The sequence below is a fragment of the Dactylosporangium sp. NBC_01737 genome (assembly GCF_035963215.1).
Lineage (GTDB): Bacteria > Actinomycetota > Actinomycetes > Mycobacteriales > Micromonosporaceae > Dactylosporangium.
Genome location: NZ_CP109153.1, coordinates 831,353 through 849,511, shown reverse-complemented (window position 1 = coordinate 849,511; position 18,159 = coordinate 831,353). Strand labels below are relative to the sequence as shown.

Genomic DNA, 18,159 nt, shown 5'->3' with positions numbered 1-18,159 from the left:
TCGCTGGCCCTGGCCCTGCCAGGTCCGCCGATAGTTGCGCAGCCGCGACCTCCGGCCGCGAACAAGCGCGCGACCTCCGGCCGCGACCGGGTCGGGCGGGACTGGGACGAGGGCTGGGCGGGGGCCGGTTGCCCTCGGACGATCTGACCGTCCAGGGGCAACCGCAAGCGGTCAGAAGCCCAGCACCACGATCGGCACGCCGCACAGCACGAGCAGCTCGACGTAGCCGATCACCAGAGCGGCCAGCGCCAGCCTGTGGCCGCGCTCACCCGTACGCCTCGTCTGGGCCCACGCGATGTGCCCCATCAGGATGCCGAACGGTGGCACCAGCACCGCGCAGACCAGGGCAATGACGGCCATCTTGTTGTAGCGCACCTGAGAACCATTTCACAGCACTGTGTGGGCCGCTCACGTTGGCCCGGAGCAGGGCGGGCCGGGATACTGCCTGCATACCCGCCGGTAACTTGCGCTGATCCAAGACGCCGCTGACCAATGGAGGTCCACCGATGGCCCGCCTCGCCCAGACGCCCGGTCTGACCGATGTGCAGCAGTCGATCCTGGAGACCGTGCGGGAGTTCGTCGACAAGGAGATCATCCCGCACGCGCAGCACCTGGAGCACGGCGACGTCTACCCGGCGGACATCGTGGACGGCATGCGCGAGATGGGCCTGTTCGGCCTGACGATCCCGGAGGAGCACGGCGGTCTCGGCGAGTCGCTGCTGACCTACGCCCTCGTCGTGGAGCAGCTGTCGCGGGGCTGGATGTCGGTGTCCGGCATCGTCAACACGCACTTCATCGTCGCGTACCTCGTCGCGCAGCACGGATCGGCGCAGCAGAAGGCGGACCTCCTGCCGAGGATGGCCGCCGGCGACGTCCGCGGCGCGTTCTCCATGTCGGAGCCCGGCTGCGGGTCCGACGTCGCCGCGATCCGGACCAAGGCGGTGCCCGACGGCGACGACTACGTCATCAACGGCCAGAAGATGTGGCTGACGAACGGCGCGTACTCCTCCGTCGTCGCGACGCTGGTCAAGACCGACCTCGGCGCCGAGTCCGTCTACGGCAACATGACCACGTTCCTGCTGGAGAAGACGCCCGGCTTCGGCGAGAACGAGGCGCTGCCCGGGCTCACCATCCCCGGCAAGATCGAGAAGATGGGGTACAAGGGCGTCGAGACGACCGAGATGATCCTCGAGGACGTCCGGGTGCCGCAGACCGCCGTGCTCGGGGGCGCGGACAAGGCAGGTCGCGGCTTCTACCAGATGATGGACGGCATCGAGGTCGGCCGGGTCAACGTCGCGGCGCGGGCGTGCGGGATCTCGATCCGTGCGTTCGAGCTGGCGATCGCGTACGCGCAGCAGCGCCAGACGTTCGGCGCGCAGCTGGTCAAGCACCAGGCGATCGCGTTCAAGCTCGCGGAGATGGCCACGAAGATCGAGGCCGCGCACGCACTCATGGTCAACGCGGCCAGGCTTAAGGACGCGGGCCAGCGCAACGACGTCGAGGCCGGCATGGCGAAGCTCCTGGCGAGCGAGTACTGCGCCGAGGTCGTCCAGGAGTCCTTCCGCATCCACGGCGGTTACGGCTACTCCAAGGAGTACGAGATCGAACGCCTCATGCGCGAGGCGCCGTTCCTGCTCATCGGCGAGGGCACCAGCGAGATCCAGAAGACGATCATCAGCCGGGGGCTGCTCAAGGAGTACGGGGTCCGCTGATCGCGTGCACCGCCCGGACCACGGCGATGCAGGTGTCCTCGACGTAGTCGATGCCGGCGGCCTCGGCCAGGGCGCGACCCTCGGGCGAGACGATGTCCTGCTGCAGCCACACCGCCGGCGCGCCGATCGCGATCGCGTCCTTCACCACCTGCGTCGCGTCCGCAGACGGCCGGAACACGTTGACGAAGTCCACCGGTCCGGGGATGTCGGCGAGGCTGCGGTACGCACGGACGCCGAAGATCTCATCGGCGTACGGGTTGACCGGGATGATCGTCCACCCTCGCCGCTGGATCGCCAGGGGCACCGCGTGAGCGGTCTTGCGCGGGTCCCTCGACGCCCCGACGACGGCGATGGTCGTGGATTCCCGCAGGATCTGCTCAGCGCTGCGCATGCCTCGACGGTAGCGCGCCACAGACGGCCGGACGGGTGCCGGAGACGGTAGCGCGCACCACATGCCGGACGCGCGCCACGCCGCCGGACGCACGCCGCGCCGCACCGCTGGATGCGCGCCACGCCGGACGCACGCCGCCGGACACGCGCCACGCCGCCGGACGCACGTCGCGCCGCGCCGCTGGATGCGCGCCGCGCCGGACGCACGTCGCGCCGCGCCGCTGGATGCGCGCCGCGCCGGACGCACGTCGCGCCGCGCCGCTGGATGCGCGCCGCGCCGGACGCACGTCGCGCCGCGCCGCTGGATGCGCGCCGCGCCGGACGCACGTCGCGCCGCGCCGCTGGATGCGCGCCGCGCCGGACGCCGCGCCGCGCCGCCGGACGCGCGCCGCCGCCGGATGCGTGCCGGAGACGGTTGCCCGCTACACCGCGGGGATCGGTGTCGGGCCGCCCGCCAGCCCGGCCGACAGCCGCGCCCCGAGCAGCGACCCGTGCACCCGGACCGCCTCCGCCGGCGAGCCGATCGAAGGACGCCGCCCCGGGTGCGCCACGTAGTAGCCGATCAGGTCCAGCAGGAACAGCAGGTTGCCGTCGACGTCCTCCGGTCGCACCGTCACCGGCCGGGACCGCCCGGCCACGATCAGGTCGACGTGCGGGTGCCACCGGTCACCGTTGAGCTCGACGCGTTCGATGGTGTCCCAGATGTACGACCGTGCCCCGACCCCCACGCCCGTGATGGTGAGGCGGACGGTGGGCGTCGCCCGGACCAGCCGCATCAGCCCGCGCGCGCCGCTGGTGAACCCGGCGGCCGCGAAGACGAGCGCAAACCCGGCCACCACCGGCCCGGCATCGGCCAGCAGCGCCATGATGAGGATCATCGACGAGACGGCCAGCTGCCGCCCGACCCGCGCGCACCCCTCACGGAACGGCCGGTGGAACTGCCAGCCGGGACGCGCCGGCGCCTCGTCACGGCGGCGCAGCTCGTTGACCGCGAAGTTGCTGCCGTGCACGACCACGTTGGCCAGCACGAACGGCATCAGCACCGCACTGCCCGACGGCCCGCCGAACGCCAGCAGCAGGCCGCCGGCCAGCAGCGTCACGGCGGGCGGGACGGCGACCCACAGCCAGTTCAGCGGGTTGCGTCGCGGCGCGATCATGGCCATACGTTACGGACTCCGCTCCGCCGGTTGCGTCACCCGTTCGGGCCGGAGCCTGCGCTGCATCGCGCTGCCCAGTACCGTGACCGCCGCGCCGACGTACACGAGGTTGAACAGGATCTGGCCGCTGACCGCGATCCTGGCCGCCTGCCCGACGGCGTGTATGTCGCCGAAGCCGACGGTCGCGAGGGTGGACAGCGTGAAGTACAACGCGTCCGTCCTCGTGTCCAGCCCGACGAACTGCCCGTCATGGTCGGCCAGCAGCAGGTACCCCATGGAGAACGCCAGCACGGCCACGATCAGCAGATTGAGCAGCGTCTCCACCCGCACGTCCGTGCGCTCGTCGGCGCGCAGGTACCGGCCCAGCTGCCGGCTGAACGACACGACCAGCACAGCCAGCGCGACCGCGGCGGCGGCCACCTGGACCCAGTCCTCCGCGGCGCGCACCAGGCGCAGCGGGATCAGGTAGTAGACGCAGCCGGCGGCCACGAAGGTGACCGCCGCGCGCCGCACCGGTGTCTGCACAGGTCCACCGTGCCCCGTCAGCGGGGTGTGGTCAGGTGACCTGCCGGGTGAGCGTGCCGCGGAGCCGCTCGAGCTCCTCCGCGGTGCCGATCGCCGCCCGCCGCTCCGGCTGCCGGGCGTAGAGGTCGATGACCCGCGTCAGGAAGTACAGCGAGACCTCCAGCGGCACGTCCTCACCTGGCCGGAACTCCCGCACCCGCCGCCCCTGCACCAGCTCAGGGCTGCTGACCGACCAGACACCGGGCTCCGATGTGATGTCGAGGGCGTCCCACGGTACGAACGAGCGCCCGCCGTCGATCGCCACCCCTTCGGCGGTGAGGACGAGGGGCCCGCTGCGCAGCATCCTGATCGACAGGACCAGCAGGAACAGCGAGGTCAGGACGATGATCCCGTAGGACATCGCGCGCAGGACCGACAGGTGGCCGACCCGGAACCCGTTGAACGCCATCAGCACCAGCGACGCGCCGAGCACCCCGTAGAACACGCACTGCCGCCGGAAGCTGGGCTGCACCCGGAACGCCGCCTGCTCCCGCCACACCACGATCGCGAACGTCGACGGCCCCCGCGTCGTGTGTGCCAGCAGAATCAGCCCGAACGCGATGCCGATCGTGGCGATGATCAGCAGCACGAGCAGCATCGGCACGTAGGCACTCGGGTCGTCTCTGGTCACGACCGGCACCAGCACGCCGACCACGGCGGTCGGCGCCAGGAGCACCAGGAAGTCACCGGCACGAGCACGCATACGACCGAGCTTATGCACGCTAGCTGACGGTTTCCTGACCGCCGATCACAGCAGCGACAACTGCTCGACGGTTTCCGCGGCCGACGCCCCCGCCACCCCTGGCGCGGCCGCTGTGGCCCCGCCGGCTCCCGGAGCCTGAGCGGCTCGCCCCGCTTCCGCCACCCGCGCCCCTGCCGCGGTCGCTGCGTGGCCGGGGGGTTGTGTGGCCGGGCCGGCGCCGGTGGCCGTCGGTGCCTGTGAGGCTCGCACCGGTCCCGCCGCCCACGTCGTGCCCGCGGTTGTGCCCGCCCTTGCCTGCATGGCCGTCCCTGTTCTCGTCCCCGTCCCCGCGGGGTCGGACGCCCCAGCTTTCGCCCCCGTATTCACCTCCACCGTATTCACCCCCGCCGCATACACCCCCGCCGCAGGCGACGACGGCGCCGGCGACGCGAGGGTGAGCGGCAGCATCAAGGCGGTCAGGGCCGCGGACGGCGCCGGCTCAGCGGCCTGCGGGGGCGGTGTGGGGCCGGCGGACGGCTGGCGGGTGGTGCCGGTGCCGCCGGTGGGCAGGCCGTGGCGGCGGCAGGCGAGCCGGACCCGTGCGGCGACCTCACGCTGGTAGGCCTGGCCGGTGTATGCGCCGTCGCCATACAGCTGCCGGTAGCGCGGCAGCAGGTGCGGGTGCTCGCGGGTGAGCCACGCCTGATACCACTCCCGCGCGCCCGGGCGCAGGTGCAGTGGGAGCGGCACGACGCTGGCCGCGCCCGCCGCGGCGAGGGCGGCCACGGTCGCGTCGATCGACTCCGGGGTGTCGGTGAGGCCGGGCAGGATCGGGGCCATGAGCACGCCGACCGCGAACCCCGCGTCGGCGAAGCGCCGGACCACGTCGAGCCGGCGGCGTGGGCTGGGCGTGCCCGGCTCCACCGAGCGCCACAGCGGCTCGTCGAGGAAGCCGATCGACATCGACACGCTGACGCTCGTCACCGCCGCCGCCTGGGACAGCAGGTCGAGGTCGCGGGCGATGAGGGTGCCTTTGGTGAGGATCGAGAACGGGTTGGCGTGGTCGCGCAGCGCGGCCAGGATGCCGGGCATCAGCCGGTATCGCCCCTCGGCCCGCTGGTAGCAGTCGACGTTGCTGCCCATGGCCAGGTGCTTGCCCGGCCAGGACGGCGCGGAGAGCTCCCGGCGCAGCACCTCCTCGGCGTTGACCTTGACCACGATCTGCGAGTCGAAGTCGTGGCCGGCGTCCAGGTCCAGATAGGTGTGGGTGTTGCGGGCGAAGCAGTTGTGGCTGACCACTCCGCCGGCGATGAAGTCGCCCGTGCCGGTGGTGATGTCGAACATGGGCACGTCGACGCCGAGCGGCTCGATCGCGGTCACCCGCAGCCCGTCGTCGCCGCGGACGAGCTCGCCGGCGACGGTGCCGGTCGGCGTGACCGGTGCGAACATCAGCCCGAACCGCAGCCGCTCCCGCACCCCGCCGAGCACCCTGGTCAGGGTCGCGTCGGTGACGGTGGCGAAGCCGAGCACCGTCAGGCACTCGACCAGCCAGTCGACGACGACCTTGTCGACGAGGTCGAAGGCGGGCAGCCCGGGCTCGCCGGGGGTGAGCTGGCCGGCGGCGTCGAACAGGCCGGCGACGAACCCCTGCCGCCAGGCGCGGGTGGGCACGGCGGGCCAGTCGAGAACGGCGCTCGCGTCGCGGACGCTGGCGCCCGCATACTCGCGGTCCTCGTCGGCCATCGCGTGCAGCCCGCCGCAGGCCGTGGCATATGCCCTGGCCCGGCGCAGCGCGGCGGGCGCGACGGGGCCGACGTGACCGTCGCCGTGCACAAACCCGCAGAGATACCCCCGGCGGTATCCCGTGGACTCCGTGGGCCGCTCGGGCAGGGCGCCGAAGCCGGCGAGCCGGTTGGCGGTGGTCAGGTGCGGCCGGCGGGCGCGGCCGTGCCGGGCGCCCGTGACGTGCTTCCAGCCGCGGTCGGACAGGAACCGGTGATCACCGGAGGCGACCAGCGTGGTGCCGTCGTGGAGGGTGACGCGGTGTGCCGGTTTGACGGTCGACCAGTGCGCGAGCACCGTCGTGGCGACATACCGCCGGAGCCGGCCGTCGCGCACGGTGCCGATGATCGCGTCACCGGCGCGCAGGTCGGCCAGGGGGCGGGTCGTGCCGTCGGCCATGAGGATCGCGGTGTCGCCGGCCAGGCAGTAGACGCAGGCGTGCGAACAGCCGCGATACGGGTTGATCGTCCACTCGAACGGCACACGTGAGCGCGCCGGCACCCGGTTGACCAGGGATTTGGCCTGCACCTCATAGAAGGTGACACCCCGGAACTCCGGGGTGTCGAAGGTCCGGACGACGGCCCCGGGCAGTGCGAGCGGCAGGGCTCGCACTGGCCCGGCGTCACCGGTATCGGGACCGCCAGTCGCCTTCAGGTTGTCCCATCGCACGGGTTCATTCGAACACGCGTACGAACGAACCGCAAGCTACGCCTCGACGGTTTCGCTGACCGCGTTCTCGCGCTCCGTGACCCCCGCCGGCTCGGCGTCCGCGGTCGCGGCCTCGGCCTTCGCGGTCTCGGTCTTGGCGGTCTCGGTCTTGGCGGTCTCGGTCTTGGTGGACTCGGCCTTGGTGGTGTCCGTCTTCGCGGTCTCGGCCTTGGCGGTCTCGGTCTCGGGCTCGTCGGCCGCCGCGTCGCCGTGCTTGCCGGCCGTGTGCTCGGCGATCTGCGCCCGCACCTCGTCCATGTCCAGCTCGCGGACCTGCTTGATCAGCGACTCGAGCTGCTGCTCACGCATCATGCCCGGCTGGGAGAACACCGCGACGCCGTCCCGCACGATCATCAGCGTGGGGATGGAACGGATCTGGAACTCCATCGCCAGCTCCTGCTGGGCCTCGGTGTCCACCTTGCCGAAGATCAGGTCCGGGTTGTTCTCCGAGACCTTCTCGTACGTCGGTGCGAAGGCCCGACACGGCCCGCACCACTCGGCCCAGAAGTCGACGAGAGTGATTCCGTCGCCGCCGACCTTCTCGGCGAAGTTCTCGGCGGTCAGTTCTACGGTTGCCATGTCTGTCCGATCCTTTCGGGCGGTCGGGTACGCACCGTTGTAACCACGTACCCCTTACCGGCATTCCCAACCGGTGTCCGGGCTCACGATGGCGCCGACGCGCGGGTGATCCATGATGGAGGCATGCATCGGCCGACGTTCGTCTTCGACGGTGACTGCGCCTTCTGCTCATCATGCGCCCGGTTCATCGAAAACCGCATCAGGCCGGCTGCGGACGTCGTGGCGTGGCAGTTCAGCGACCTCGACGCGCTCGGGCTCACCGAGGAGCAGGCGGGCGCCGCGGTGCAGTGGGTGAGCGCCGGGCGTGCCCCGACCGCGGGCCCCGTCGCGATCGCCGACCTGCTCAAGACCGCGCCCGGGCTCGCCGGCCGGCTGCTGTGGCGGCGCCGGCGCCGTGCTCGGGCTGCGCCCGGTCACCGCCCTGGCCTGCCGGTGTACCGCTGGGTCGCCCGCAACCGGCACCGGATGCCCGGCGGCACCGCCGCCTGCGCCCTGCCCCCCGACCACCCCGCCCGCGCCGGCCGCTGAACCCCGCACCGCCCGCTGAACCCCGCGCAGACCGGAGCCCGTACCGGCCGAAACCGCCGCGTCGCCGATGAAACCCGCACCGCCCGCTGAACCCCGCACCGCCCGCTGAAACCCGCGCAGACCGGAGCCCGTACCGGCCGAAACCGCCGCGTCGCCGATGAAACTCGCGCTGCCCGCCGAGGGCAAACCGGCAGATTTGCGGCTGGGTCGGACTTTTCGGCATACGCTCGCGGTGGGAGGTACGCCATGTCGAGCCAGCCCACACCGAGCCAGCCCAGCGCCGGGGTCGACCTGCCGCTGCACAGGCACGAGTGGGACCGGCTCGTCCGGCTTCCTCGCCTCGTCCTCGTCGTCGCCAGCGCCGGGGACGACAATGTCGACGCCGTCGCCGGGGTCGAGGCCATCGCGGCCGGTCAGCGCTCCAGGGCGCTGCTCGTCCGTGGCGTCGTCGCGGCGATCTTCGCCGAGCAGGCCGACGACACCGCACCGCTGGACCGCGACGGCGTGCTCGCCGAGTGCGGCGCGGCCGTGCGGATGCTGGCCGGACGGATGGGCGCGGACGTCGCGCTCGCCTACGGCGAGTGGCTGATGGACGTCGCGGCCAGCGTCGGCCGGACCGCGTGGCGGCCCGGCGTGATCCGGCTCGGCGGGGTGGAGGTCCTGCTCGCCGAGCGGGAGTTCGTCAACGAGATCGGCAGGGAATTGGCGCTGGCCCTGCACCGCCAGTAGCGGGTCGCGCCGGTGGTCGCCGGTCGGGTGGGCTGGTCAATCCTTCTCATCCGGCTGGCCTCCAAACCGCCGTGGCGCCCCGGGCCGATTCAGGCCTGGACCATGCAGCCCCAGCCGTCGTACATGCCGTCGTGGCGCTCCACGACGCCCCTGACCTCCCACGTGACCTCGTGCAGCGCCGGGGGCTCGACCGCGTCCCGCCGGATCGCCTGCAGCACGAAGTCGGCCTCGTCGCCCCGCTCGACGGTCACCGCGAACCCGAGGGTCCGCAGGTCCTCGGCGGCCGACTCGGCGTGCTCGGCGTCGGGGAAGTACGCGAGGAACTCCACCGCCCGCGGCTGGCTGAGCCGGTCGCCGTGGCCTTCGAGCTCCTGCACGACCTGGTTGTCGTCCATGATGTTGCGCTGCCACGCGTCGGGGGTGAGCTCGTCACGGACCCGGGTCCAGCCGGGGTCAGGGTTGAGCGCGGCGACCGGGGACAGTGCCGGGAGGTCCGGCAGCGGGGGCGCGGTCGCGCCGTCGGGCAGGTAGCCGGTGATGCGGCCGGTGTTGGCCGTGACCACCCGGCCGACCATCGCGCCCCCGGAGGCGCGCAGCGCCTGCCGCACCGCCTCGTCGAGGGCGTGGATGGCGCTCAGTTCGGCGTCGGCGGGCATGCCGCTGGTGCCGTCGCCCGTGTAGGTGAAGTCGACGTCGACGCGCTGCGGCAGCTTCGCCACCGGTGCGGCCTCGACCGCGCCGAGGTCGATGTTGTACATCGCCAGCGCGTGGCCGATCTCGCCGGGGTACACGGCCCAGCGTTCGACCCATGCCGGCTCACGCCCCAGCAGCCTGCGCAGCAAACCCACGGCCGTCCTCCCTCAAACGCGCGGTTATTCGCGGGGCACCGGAAAGCTCGGCATCTCCGGGCCGGCGTGCGACTTCTTCGGCACCATGACCTTGCGCCGGAACACGCAGATCAGGGTGCCGTCCTGCTTGTAGCCCTTGGTCTGGACGGTGACGACACCGCGGTCATCCTTGGACTCCGACTCGCGCTTGTCCAGCACCGTGGTCTCGCCGTAGATGGTGTCGCCGTGAAAGGTCGGCGCGGTATGCCGCAGCGACTCGACCTCGAGGTTGGCGATCGCCTTGCCGGACACGTCGGGCACCGACATGCCGAGCAGGATCGAATAGACGTAGTTGCCGACGACCACGTTGCGCTGGAATTGTGTCGACGTCTCGGCGTAGTGGACGTCGAGGTGCAGCGGATGATGGTTCATCGTCAGCAGGCAGAACAGGTGGTCGTCGGATTCGGTGACCGTCTTGCCCGGCCAGTGCCGGTAGACGGCGCCGACCTCGAACTCCTCGAAATACCGGCCGAACTGCATCTGCAACTCCCTCGTCGTTGTGGGGTCTGCAAGCATGCCGGGTACGGCCGCGAAATTCAGCTGGGTGTGACAAAAACGCAGTGAGCGGCGGGGCCCTCCCTGGCACCCGCCGCCCACGCTCTGTGACGAGTATCTTGATGCCGAAAGCAACGCTCCGTATAGAGACGCACATCACAGTTATGGAAATGAGACGAAAATTGAGCGTGACGGCTACGGAGTGTGTCGACGGTCTCACTACACAGCGTAGTGGCGCGTCCGGTAGTGGGACGGCGGACGGTAAAGTCCGGCGGCGATGGAACGGTTGAGCACGCGGGGGCGCGTGACGCGGGTGGCGGTGACGCTGGTGGTCGTCGTGCTGACGTTCGCCGGCACCATCGTGGGCAACGACAACCACTTCCCGTTCGCCCCGTTTCAGATGTTCTCGATCGCGGACAACCCCAACGAGCCGATCATGGTGCTGCGCACCGACGGCATCGACGCCACCGGCGCGCGGATCGAGCTCGACGAGCGCAACGCCGGGGTTCGCCGGGCCGAGATCGAGGCGCAGATCGACCGCTTCAAGGCCGACCCGAGCCTGCTGCGCTCGGTTCAGGACGCCTACGCCGTCCGCAATCCCGGCAAACCGCCACTGGTGGAGGTCGACATCGTCGAGGTCCAGCACCATCTGCGCAACGCACAGCCGACCGGTGTGATCACCGAGGTCGTCCTGGCGAGGTGGAAGCCGTGACCCTGCTGCGCAACTGGCTGTTCGAGCCGGTGCCGAAGGCCCGCGTCGCCGCGTTCCGCACCCTGGTCTACCTGTTCGTCGCGCTGGACGTGGTGTTCTTCAGCGCGTGGGTGAAGAGCCACGGCGACCTGCCCGGCAACCTGTACCAACCCCTGGTCATCGGCAGGATCCTGCCGCTGCCGACGCCGACCCCGCTGGTCGTCGGCTCGATCTACTGGGCGCTGATCCCGCTGTCCCTGGCCGCCGCGACCGGCCGGGCGCACCGGCTGCTCGGCTGGAGCGTGTTCGTCCTGTACTTCGAGTGGATGATCATCGCGATGAGCTACGGCAAGATCGACCACGACCGGTTCGGCCTGCTCGTCGCCCTCGCCGTGCTGCCGACCGCGGGCCGGGCCCGGCACGGCGACAAGGAGACCACCGAGGCCGGCGGCTGGGCGCTGCGGCTCACCCAGGTCGGCGTCGTCTGCACGTACTTCCTGGCCTCGATCGCCAAACTGCGCTTCGGCGGCCTCGCCTGGCTGACCGGGGCGACGCTGACCCGGTCCTTCATCCGCCGCGGCACCCAGTTGGCGCACTGGCTGCTGGGCATCCCCGGCTTCACCACGGCCAGCCAGATCGGCATCGTCGGCTTCGAGCTGTTCAGCCCGCTGGTGTTCGTGGTGAAGCCGAAGCTGCGCTACGCGATGGTCGCGGGGTTCTACGCCTTCCACGTCGTGACCTTCTGCCTGATCACGATCTCCTTCATCCCGCACCAGGTCGCCATGGCCAGCTTCCTGCCGCTGGAGCGGGTCACGCCCGTGGTGTGGGCGCGCCGGTTGCTCAAGCGCGGTGGTCCGGCCCCCGCAGAGGCCGGAGAGCGGGGTGGCTCAGCCGCCGAAGAGGCTCGCGAAGAAGTCGCCGAACCCGCCGGCGATGTCCATGAGCGCGCCGCCGATGGACTTGACCACCTCGGCCGCTGACTGCGGCCGATACGCGACGAAGAAGATGAGGAAGGCAATGCCTCCCCAGGTGAGGACCTTCTTGACCATTTTCGCCAATCCCCTCTGGGTCTGCGATTGCAAGGAACGTAGCGTATCGGGTGAGCGCCACAGGGTGAATGAGTGTCGGCCCGGGGATTCACGGTAGATGCACAACGAGGATGAAGTCGGCGTGGGGCCATGGGTCGGCGACTGGCCGGCGGGTGCGCACTACGACCCCGAGCTGCTCGCCGCCGGCGACCGGCGCAACGTCGTGGACCGTTACCGCTACTGGAGTCTCGAGGCGATCGTCGCCGACCTCGACACCCGCCGGCACGGTTTCCACGTCGCGATCGAGAACTGGCAGCACGACCTCAACATCGGCACCGTGGTCCGCAACGCCAACGCGTTCCTCGCCGCCGAGGTGCACATCGTCGGCCGCCGCCGCTGGAACCGGCGCGGCGCCATGGTCACTGACCGCTATCAACACGTCAGGCATCATTCGACCGTCGAGGAGTTCCTCGACTGGACGCTCGCGCACGACCTGCCGGTGATCGGCATCGACAACCTGCCCGGCGCGCTGCCGCTGGAGCGGGCCGACCTGCCGCGCCGGTGCGTGCTGCTGTTCGGCCAGGAGGGCCCCGGCCTGTCGGAACCTGCCCGCAAGGCATGTGCCGCCGTGTACTCCATCGCCCAGTTCGGCTCGACCCGGTCGATCAACGCCGGTGTCGCGAGCGGGATCGCGATGCACGCCTGGATCCGGGCGTACGGCGACAACAGCCCATAGGACCCATTACCGTGGGTACATGGGCGTCGCAGTCAGCTGTCCCCGTTGTGGCGGCCCGGTGCGGCCACCGGACCTCATGCACTCCGAGTGGAGGTGCGATGAGGACGGCGGTGTGCTGCCGCTGCATATTGCGCAGCACATCGGACCGGAGATCGTCGAGTCGGCGAAGGCGAGGCTTGCCGCCGCGGCGCACCGCGTCGGCGACCGGCGGCCGATGCCGATGTGGTGCCCGTGGCCGCTGCCGACCGGCTGGACCGTGACCGGTGTCGGCTGGGTCGGCGACGAGCGCTCCGGCGTGCGCGCCACCGCGGTCGCGTGCAGCGGCCCCGGCCCGGTCGAGCACGGCCCGGCGGACTGCGTGATCATCGCCGAGGAGCCGGGGATCGGCCTCGGCACCCGGTTCGCCGGCATCCCCGGCACCGACCCCGGCCCGTTCTTCGACGGCGACATCGCCAAGACCGTCGCGCACGCCAAGGTCCGTGCCGCCGGCTGGCCGACGCCGCTGTGGATGGCCAAGTCGCCGGAGGACCGCTGCGCGTATGTCGGCGAGGCCATGGGCGTGTGGCTGTACGTCGTGACGTGGCCGGCCGCCGCGGGCTACCTCCTGGAGGAGGGGCTCGACCTGCACGACCTCGCCGAAGATGTGCCAACTCATCTCATTTACGGCGCGCCGTCGCCGTATCTTCACGGCAAGGCGTAGAAGGACACGACTAGGATCAACCTTCGGGTCGATGGGGTCGCTGTCGGCGCGGCGCACATTCACCGTGCGCCGTGCAACTGATACGCTGAGTTCGCCGCGGTGCCGTGCACTACGCCGCGGGGAGGGGATTGACGGCAATGGTCAAAAAGGTCCTCACCTGGGGAAGCATTGCTTTCCTCATTTTCTTTGTGGCATATCGGCCGCAGTCCGCGGCTGAGGTCTTCAAGTCCATCGGCGGCGGCATCATGGACATTGCCACCGGTTTCGGGGACTTCTTCTCCAGTCTGGTTGCCTGACTGCGATGTCCACCGGGCCTGAGCCTCCCGCCGAAGAACCGGGCGCCCGCCGCTGGGAAGATCGTGACACCGAGCCGATCCCGCGGGCCCGTCCCACCAATCCCGACCCCGATGACTTCGCCGACCCCTACGACAACGGTGCACAGTCGGCCCAGTTCGGCGGCTACGGCCGAGACGACTACTACGTCGACGAGGGCCCGCCGACCTTCACCGAGGACGAGTTCTCCGGCCTGCGCGGCGGGGACTCCGGCCCCTCGGTGCCGCCCGGCAGCCGCATGGCGCCCCTCGACGAGGAGGCCAGTCGGCACGCCGCCCGTTATCTCTTCCCGACCGAGAAGTTCCGCGGCGAGTGGAAGCGGCACTGGATCCAGCTCGCCAAGGAGGGCGGGATCGCGGTGGCCGCCACGGTCGCGATGGGCTACATCGCGGGCTGGCTGACCAAGCACAACCAGACCCAACTGCGCACCGCGGTCCTGATCATCTGGGCCGTCGTGATCCTCTACTGCGCCTGGCGCGTCGCCGACTGGTGGTATGACCGCTTCATCCTCACCAACAAACGGGTGATGGTGGTCTCCGGGATCTTCACCCGCAACGTCGCCATGATGCCGCTGCTGCGGGTCACCGACATGAAATACGTGCAGTCGCTGACCGGCCGCATGTTCGGCTACGGGCACTTCGAGCTGGAGTCCGCGGGTCAGGACCAGGCGCTGCGTAACATCCGCAACCTGCCGAACCCCAACGAGCTCTACCTGCGCATCGTCGAGGAGATGTACGAGCCCGAGGCCGTCGAGGCCCGCCTGGGCCGCGCCGCCGGCGTCGAGGACGACGGAACATAGCTTTTCGTGACCTGAGGTAACGCGCAAAATTTTCCGTCCGGGGTGCAACCGTGCCGCCCCTCCGTCGCGTCTTGCCTGGTGGGCGGAGCGGGGGAGGGAGCGGCGGTGCCGGATGACGCGGGGTTCCGTGAGGAAGACTTCCGTGATTTCGTCGAGACCAGGTCCAGTGCGCTGCTGCGCACCGCGTACCTGCTCGCCGGGGACTGGGCGACCGCCGAGGACCTGCTCCAGATCGCATTGACGAAGACCTACCTCGCGTGGAAGCGGCTGGGTCACATCGAGGCGGTCGAGCCGTACGCCCGCCGGGTCCTGGTCAACACCGCCACCAGCTGGTGGCGGCGCCGGTGGCACGGTGAACGGCCCACGGAGGTGCTGCCGGAGTCGGCGGCCGCCGACCGGGTCGAGGAGAGCCTCGAGCGTGACGCCCTGTGGCGCCACGTCCGGGAGCTGCCCAACCGGCAGCGTGCCGTGCTGGTCCTGCGCTTCTACGAGGACCAGTCGGAGGCGGAGACGGCGCGCCTGCTCGGCGTGTCCGTCGGCACGGTGAAGAGCCAGGCGTCCAGGGCGCTCGCGACGCTGCGGCTGCGGCTCAGCGCCGAGGGCATCGAGCCCGCGGCCCGCCCGGCCCGGCCGCCGACCGTCCGGCTGCGGCCCGCCACACCGGCACCGGCGCCGGCGAAGGCCGCACAGGCAGTGGAAGTGGTACCGAAGGAGCAGCCCGCACGCGAAGACGAGTGCGAGACGCCCGAACGGGAGGCCGTCCTGGTGGAAGCCTCCGGGTCGGTGGAAGTGGGACTGGTGACGTGACCATGATCGAAGATGCGCTCCGCGAGGCGTTCGCGGCCAAGGCGGGCACCGAGCCGCCGACGTCGCTGGACGGCATCGCCGACGTCGCCATCCGCAACGCGGGGCGGGTCCGGCGACGCCGGCGCGTCACCGCGGCCGGGTTCGCCGTGTTCATCGTCATGGCGGTCGCGGCCGTCGCCACCTTCCGTGGCATCACCCCCGGCGGGCCCGCCGGCACCGTCGCGCAGCCCGACCTCGGCACGCAGACCTCCGAGCCCAAGGCGACGTCCAACACGCAGACCGCGCCGCCGGCCGCGGCACGGGAGGTCGACGCGATCGACGGGCAGGGCCAGCAGTCGCAGACCGTGCGCCTCAAGCTGCCCGACGACGGCACCGTCGCCGCCGCGTACAAGGCGAAGGACGGTTACCTGGTCGTCAACACCGAGCCCGACGGCGACAAGCAACTGGTGCTGCAGGACGAGCACGACAACCAGAAGGTCCTGGTCGACAAGGCGTCGAACATCGCCGTGGCCAAGGACGGCAAGAAGGTCGCCTGGGCGCAGGAGGGCAAGATGACCATTGCCGCCCGCACCACCAAGCCGGCCACCACCACCAACGCCACGAAGGCGGCCTCCGCCGACGAGGGGCTCACCGAACAGGCGACCATCGACGTGCCGCAGACCGCGGTGCCGGTCACGTTCGTCGGCTCGGACCTGGTCATCGGCCGGGAGGAGGGCGCCGGCTTCGACGTCTGGTACACGGGCCGCACCTACAAGGAGTCGTGGGACGCGACGGTCGTGCGGATCTTCGGCACGCACCCCGACACGCGCAGCGTCTACGCCGAGGTCAAGCCCGCCGACGGCGACGCGCCGATGTGCCTGGCGATGCTCACCCTCGGCCAGCCGTTCAAGGTCGAGCAGCGCCGGTGCGGGCTGCCGGTGGCGGCGAAGACCGGCGGCCGGGTCTCCCCGGACGGGCACTGGCTCGCGTACCCCGTCGAGGGTCTCAAGCAGGTCGCGGTGCTCGACCTGACGAAGATCTTCACCGATGCCGTGGCCAAGGTCTGGTCCAAGACCTGGAGCCTGAAGGTCAGCACGAAGACGGTGTGGATGAACGCGACGACGTTCGTCGTGGACAGCGGCGGCAAGTTCCGCGCGATCATCCCCACGGCGACGGAGGGCACGTCGGAGCCGCTCGTCGAAAGTGAAGGCGTGGTGCTGATCGAACCGCTCTACTCTGGTTGAGTGCGGATCGATCTTCACTGTCACTCGACGGCCAGTGACGGCACGTCGAGCCCGGCCGAGCTGGTCGCTGAGGCGGCCGCCGCCGGGCTCGACGTCATGGCGCTGACCGACCACGACACGACGTCCGGGTGGTCCGCCGCGATCGCCGCCCGCCCGGCCGGGCTCGCCCTCGTGCCTGGCGCCGAGCTGTCCTGCCGGTGGCACGGCGGCCCCTGGCCGATCTCCCTGCACCTGCTGGCGTACCTCTTCGACCCGACCGACGTCGCACTGAGCGGGCAGCTGGCCCGCATCCGTGCCTCCCGGGAGACCCGCGCCGAGCGCATGGTGCACCTGATGCGGGCCGACGGCATCGACGTGACCTGGGCCGAGGTCCTCGAGCACGCGGGCGGCGGCACCGTCGGCCGCCCGCACCTGGCGCAGGCGTTGATGCGCCGCGGGCTCGTCGACACGGTGTCGGAGGCGTTCCTGCCGGAGTGGCTCGGCCACCGGTACCGGGTGGGCAAGGAGGACCTCGACGTCTTCGTGGCGCTCCGGCTGATCATCGAGGCCGGCGGCGTGCCGGTCTTCGCCCACCCGCGGGCCAGCGCCCGCGGCCCCGTCGTCCCCGACGAGGTGATCGAGGAGATGGCCTTCGAGGGGCTGTTCGGCGTCGAGGCCGACCACACCGACCACACCCCGGCGGAGCAGGCGCACGTGCGGGCCATCGCCGATCGGCTCGGGCTGGTCGTCACCGGCTCCAGCGACTACCACGGCACCAACAAGACGGTCCGCCTCGGCGCCAGGACCACGGCACCCGCCGTGTTCGAGCAGATCGTCGAGGCCGCCACGGGTTCCGAAGTGATCGCGTGACCACCGAGTACAGCGGCGCCGGCGACCCCAGGCGCAGCATCGAGCTGCTGTGGGGCACCGCCGCGCCGGCCAGGCGCGGACCGAAGGCCAAGTTCACCGTCGCCGATGTCACCGCGGTCGCGATCGCCCTCGCCGACGCCGAGGGCCTGGCCGCCGTGTCGATGCGGCGGGTCGCGGAGCAGCTCGGCGTGACGGCGATGTCGCTGTACACCTATGTCCCCAGCAAGGCGGAGCTGCTCGACGTCATGGTCGACACCGTCAGCGCGGAGGCGGTCCGACCGGCCTTCGCCGGCCCGGGCTGGCGGGAGCGGCTCGGTGAGGTCGCCGCGACCAACTGGCAGCTGTACCGGCGGCATCCGTGGCTGCTGCAGATCGCCACGAGCCGGCCGGTGCTCGGCCCGAACGTGATCGCGAAGTACGACTTCGAGCTGCGCGCCTTCGAGTCCTGCGTGGTGCCCGACGTGGACGCCGACCTGCTGCTGAGCCTGGTGCTCAACTACGTCGCCGGCGCCGTGCGCGCGGTGGTGCAGGCCGACCAGGCCGAGCAGAGCACGGGGATGAGCGAGGAGCAGTGGTGGGGTGCGTACGCGCCGCTGCTCGGCGAGGTCCTCGACCCGGCGCGCTTCCCGACGGCGGCGCGGGTGGGCCAGGCGGCCGGGGAGGAGTACGGCGCGGGTGATCCGGTCCGAGCCTACGAGTTCGGCCTGGAGCGGGTCCTGGACGGCATCGACGCGCACCTGGGCCGCCCGCGTCAGTGAGGGCGGCCCAGGTGCGCAGCTT

At 71.1% G+C, this 18,159-nt stretch carries 20 protein-coding genes and 2 pseudogenes; 13 read left to right on the top strand and 9 right to left on the bottom strand.

The genetic code is table 11. The annotated features are described in order from the left end of the window. Positions 1-171: 171 nt before the first annotated feature. Entirely contained in the window at positions 172-375 is a 204-nt protein-coding gene (locus OHA72_RS03835; RefSeq protein ID WP_327006468.1) for a DUF4190 domain-containing protein, read from the bottom strand. Between the two features lie 131 nt (positions 376-506). Here OHA72_RS03835 and OHA72_RS03830 point away from each other — a divergent pair, with 131 nt between their 5' ends. After that, positions 507-1,712: an acyl-CoA dehydrogenase family protein gene (locus OHA72_RS03830; RefSeq protein WP_327006467.1), complete on the top strand. Its 1,206-nt coding sequence runs from the start codon at positions 507-509 to the stop codon at positions 1,710-1,712. On the opposite strand, the gene OHA72_RS03825 is transcribed toward OHA72_RS03830, so the two are convergent. The 6 genes and pseudogenes from OHA72_RS03825 to trxA all read right to left on the bottom strand — a co-directional run. Beyond that, positions 1,690-2,103 (bottom strand): CoA-binding protein, encoded by a 414-nt coding sequence (locus OHA72_RS03825; protein ID WP_327006466.1) that lies wholly within the window; start codon positions 2,101-2,103, stop codon positions 1,690-1,692. The genes OHA72_RS03830 and OHA72_RS03825 overlap by 23 nt on opposite strands. A 421-nt stretch (positions 2,104-2,524) precedes the next feature. Then, positions 2,525-3,259, bottom strand: coding sequence for a hypothetical protein (locus tag OHA72_RS03820; RefSeq protein WP_327006465.1), 735 nt, complete (start codon positions 3,257-3,259; stop codon positions 2,525-2,527). A 9-nt stretch (positions 3,260-3,268) separates the two neighbouring features. Further along, a complete protein-coding gene (locus tag OHA72_RS03815; RefSeq protein WP_327006464.1) occupies positions 3,269-3,784 on the bottom strand; it encodes a potassium channel family protein in 516 nt (171 codons plus the stop codon). Between the two features lie 31 nt (positions 3,785-3,815). Then, a complete protein-coding gene (locus tag OHA72_RS03810; RefSeq protein WP_327006463.1) occupies positions 3,816-4,526 on the bottom strand; it encodes a hypothetical protein in 711 nt (236 codons plus the stop codon). Positions 4,527-5,018: 492 nt separating this feature from the next. After that, positions 5,019-6,899, bottom strand: a pseudogene (locus OHA72_RS03805) (intein-containing Rv2578c family radical SAM protein); the annotation flags it as partial. Between the two features lie 321 nt (positions 6,900-7,220). Further along, a pseudogene (trxA, locus tag OHA72_RS03800) lies at positions 7,221-7,574 on the bottom strand (thioredoxin); the annotation flags it as partial. Between the two features lie 123 nt (positions 7,575-7,697). Between trxA and OHA72_RS03795 the strand changes: the two are divergent. Continuing rightward, the gene (locus tag OHA72_RS03795) at positions 7,698-8,102 is read left to right on the top strand and encodes a thiol-disulfide oxidoreductase DCC family protein (RefSeq protein WP_327006462.1); all 405 of its coding nucleotides are present in this window, start codon (positions 7,698-7,700) and stop codon (positions 8,100-8,102) included. A gap of 246 nt (positions 8,103-8,348) precedes the next feature. Next, complete coding sequence (locus tag OHA72_RS03790) at positions 8,349-8,831, top strand: hypothetical protein (protein WP_327006461.1); 483 nt, start codon at positions 8,349-8,351, stop codon at positions 8,829-8,831. Positions 8,832-8,920: 89 nt separating this feature from the next. Here OHA72_RS03790 and OHA72_RS03785 read toward each other — a convergent pair whose 3' ends face one another. Both OHA72_RS03785 and OHA72_RS03780 read right to left on the bottom strand, forming a co-directional pair. After that, positions 8,921-9,679, bottom strand: a complete 759-nt coding sequence (locus tag OHA72_RS03785; protein ID WP_327006460.1) for a DUF695 domain-containing protein — start codon at positions 9,677-9,679, stop codon at positions 8,921-8,923. A 24-nt stretch (positions 9,680-9,703) separates the two neighbouring features. Then, the gene (locus OHA72_RS03780) at positions 9,704-10,198 is read right to left on the bottom strand and encodes a MaoC family dehydratase (protein ID WP_327006459.1); all 495 of its coding nucleotides are present in this window, start codon (positions 10,196-10,198) and stop codon (positions 9,704-9,706) included. Positions 10,199-10,517: 319 nt separating this feature from the next. Between OHA72_RS03780 and OHA72_RS03775 the strand changes: the two genes are divergently transcribed. From OHA72_RS03775 to OHA72_RS03730, 10 genes are all read left to right on the top strand, one after another. Continuing rightward, positions 10,518-10,925, top strand: a complete 408-nt coding sequence (locus tag OHA72_RS03775; RefSeq protein ID WP_327006458.1) for a hypothetical protein — start codon at positions 10,518-10,520, stop codon at positions 10,923-10,925. Beyond that, entirely contained in the window at positions 10,922-11,884 is a 963-nt protein-coding gene (locus OHA72_RS03770; RefSeq protein WP_327006457.1) for an HTTM domain-containing protein, read from the top strand. The genes OHA72_RS03775 and OHA72_RS03770 overlap by 4 nt, the downstream gene beginning before the upstream one ends. Before the next feature lie 166 nt (positions 11,885-12,050). After that, entirely contained in the window at positions 12,051-12,668 is a 618-nt protein-coding gene (locus OHA72_RS03765; protein WP_327006456.1) for a TrmH family RNA methyltransferase, read from the top strand. Between the two features lie 19 nt (positions 12,669-12,687). Further along, complete coding sequence (locus tag OHA72_RS03760; protein ID WP_327006455.1) at positions 12,688-13,368, top strand: DUF6758 family protein; 681 nt, start codon at positions 12,688-12,690, stop codon at positions 13,366-13,368. Between the two features lie 104 nt (positions 13,369-13,472). Further along, complete coding sequence (locus tag OHA72_RS03755; protein ID WP_327011987.1) at positions 13,473-13,664, top strand: hypothetical protein; 192 nt, start codon at positions 13,473-13,475, stop codon at positions 13,662-13,664. A gap of 5 nt (positions 13,665-13,669) precedes the next feature. Further along, positions 13,670-14,500, top strand: coding sequence for a PH domain-containing protein (locus OHA72_RS03750; RefSeq protein WP_327006454.1), 831 nt, complete (start codon positions 13,670-13,672; stop codon positions 14,498-14,500). A 105-nt stretch (positions 14,501-14,605) separates the two neighbouring features. Continuing rightward, positions 14,606-15,307: a SigE family RNA polymerase sigma factor gene (locus tag OHA72_RS03745; protein WP_327006453.1), complete on the top strand. Its 702-nt coding sequence runs from the start codon at positions 14,606-14,608 to the stop codon at positions 15,305-15,307. A gap of 2 nt (positions 15,308-15,309) precedes the next feature. Next, positions 15,310-16,530, top strand: coding sequence for a hypothetical protein (locus tag OHA72_RS03740; RefSeq protein ID WP_327006452.1), 1,221 nt, complete (start codon positions 15,310-15,312; stop codon positions 16,528-16,530). After that, positions 16,531-17,379 carry a PHP domain-containing protein gene (locus OHA72_RS03735; protein WP_327006451.1) on the top strand — a complete coding sequence of 283 codons (849 nt, stop codon included), beginning with the start codon at positions 16,531-16,533 and terminating at the stop codon, positions 17,377-17,379. Beyond that, positions 17,376-18,137, top strand: coding sequence for a TetR/AcrR family transcriptional regulator (locus OHA72_RS03730; protein ID WP_327006450.1), 762 nt, complete (start codon positions 17,376-17,378; stop codon positions 18,135-18,137). The genes OHA72_RS03735 and OHA72_RS03730 overlap by 4 nt, the downstream gene beginning before the upstream one ends. Positions 18,138-18,159: the final 22 nt, after the last annotated feature.

Coding starts and splice junctions, on each gene's coding strand:
- OHA72_RS03750 (WP_327006454.1), top strand. CDS start 13,670: ATGTCCACCGGGCCTGAGCCTCCCGCCGAAGAACCGGGCGCCCGCCGC.
- OHA72_RS03760 (WP_327006455.1), top strand. CDS start 12,688: ATGGGCGTCGCAGTCAGCTGTCCCCGTTGTGGCGGCCCGGTGCGGCCA.
- OHA72_RS03780 (WP_327006459.1), bottom strand. CDS start 10,198: ATGCAGTTCGGCCGGTATTTCGAGGAGTTCGAGGTCGGCGCCGTCTAC.
- OHA72_RS03820 (WP_327006465.1), bottom strand. CDS start 3,259: ATGATCGCGCCGCGACGCAACCCGCTGAACTGGCTGTGGGTCGCCGTC.
- OHA72_RS03765 (WP_327006456.1), top strand. CDS start 12,051: ATGCACAACGAGGATGAAGTCGGCGTGGGGCCATGGGTCGGCGACTGG.
- OHA72_RS03810 (WP_327006463.1), bottom strand. CDS start 4,526: ATGCGTGCTCGTGCCGGTGACTTCCTGGTGCTCCTGGCGCCGACCGCC.
- OHA72_RS03825 (WP_327006466.1), bottom strand. CDS start 2,103: ATGCGCAGCGCTGAGCAGATCCTGCGGGAATCCACGACCATCGCCGTC.
- OHA72_RS03740 (WP_327006452.1), top strand. CDS start 15,310: ATGATCGAAGATGCGCTCCGCGAGGCGTTCGCGGCCAAGGCGGGCACC.
- OHA72_RS03790 (WP_327006461.1), top strand. CDS start 8,349: ATGTCGAGCCAGCCCACACCGAGCCAGCCCAGCGCCGGGGTCGACCTG.
- OHA72_RS03795 (WP_327006462.1), top strand. CDS start 7,698: ATGCATCGGCCGACGTTCGTCTTCGACGGTGACTGCGCCTTCTGCTCA.
- OHA72_RS03830 (WP_327006467.1), top strand. CDS start 507: ATGGCCCGCCTCGCCCAGACGCCCGGTCTGACCGATGTGCAGCAGTCG.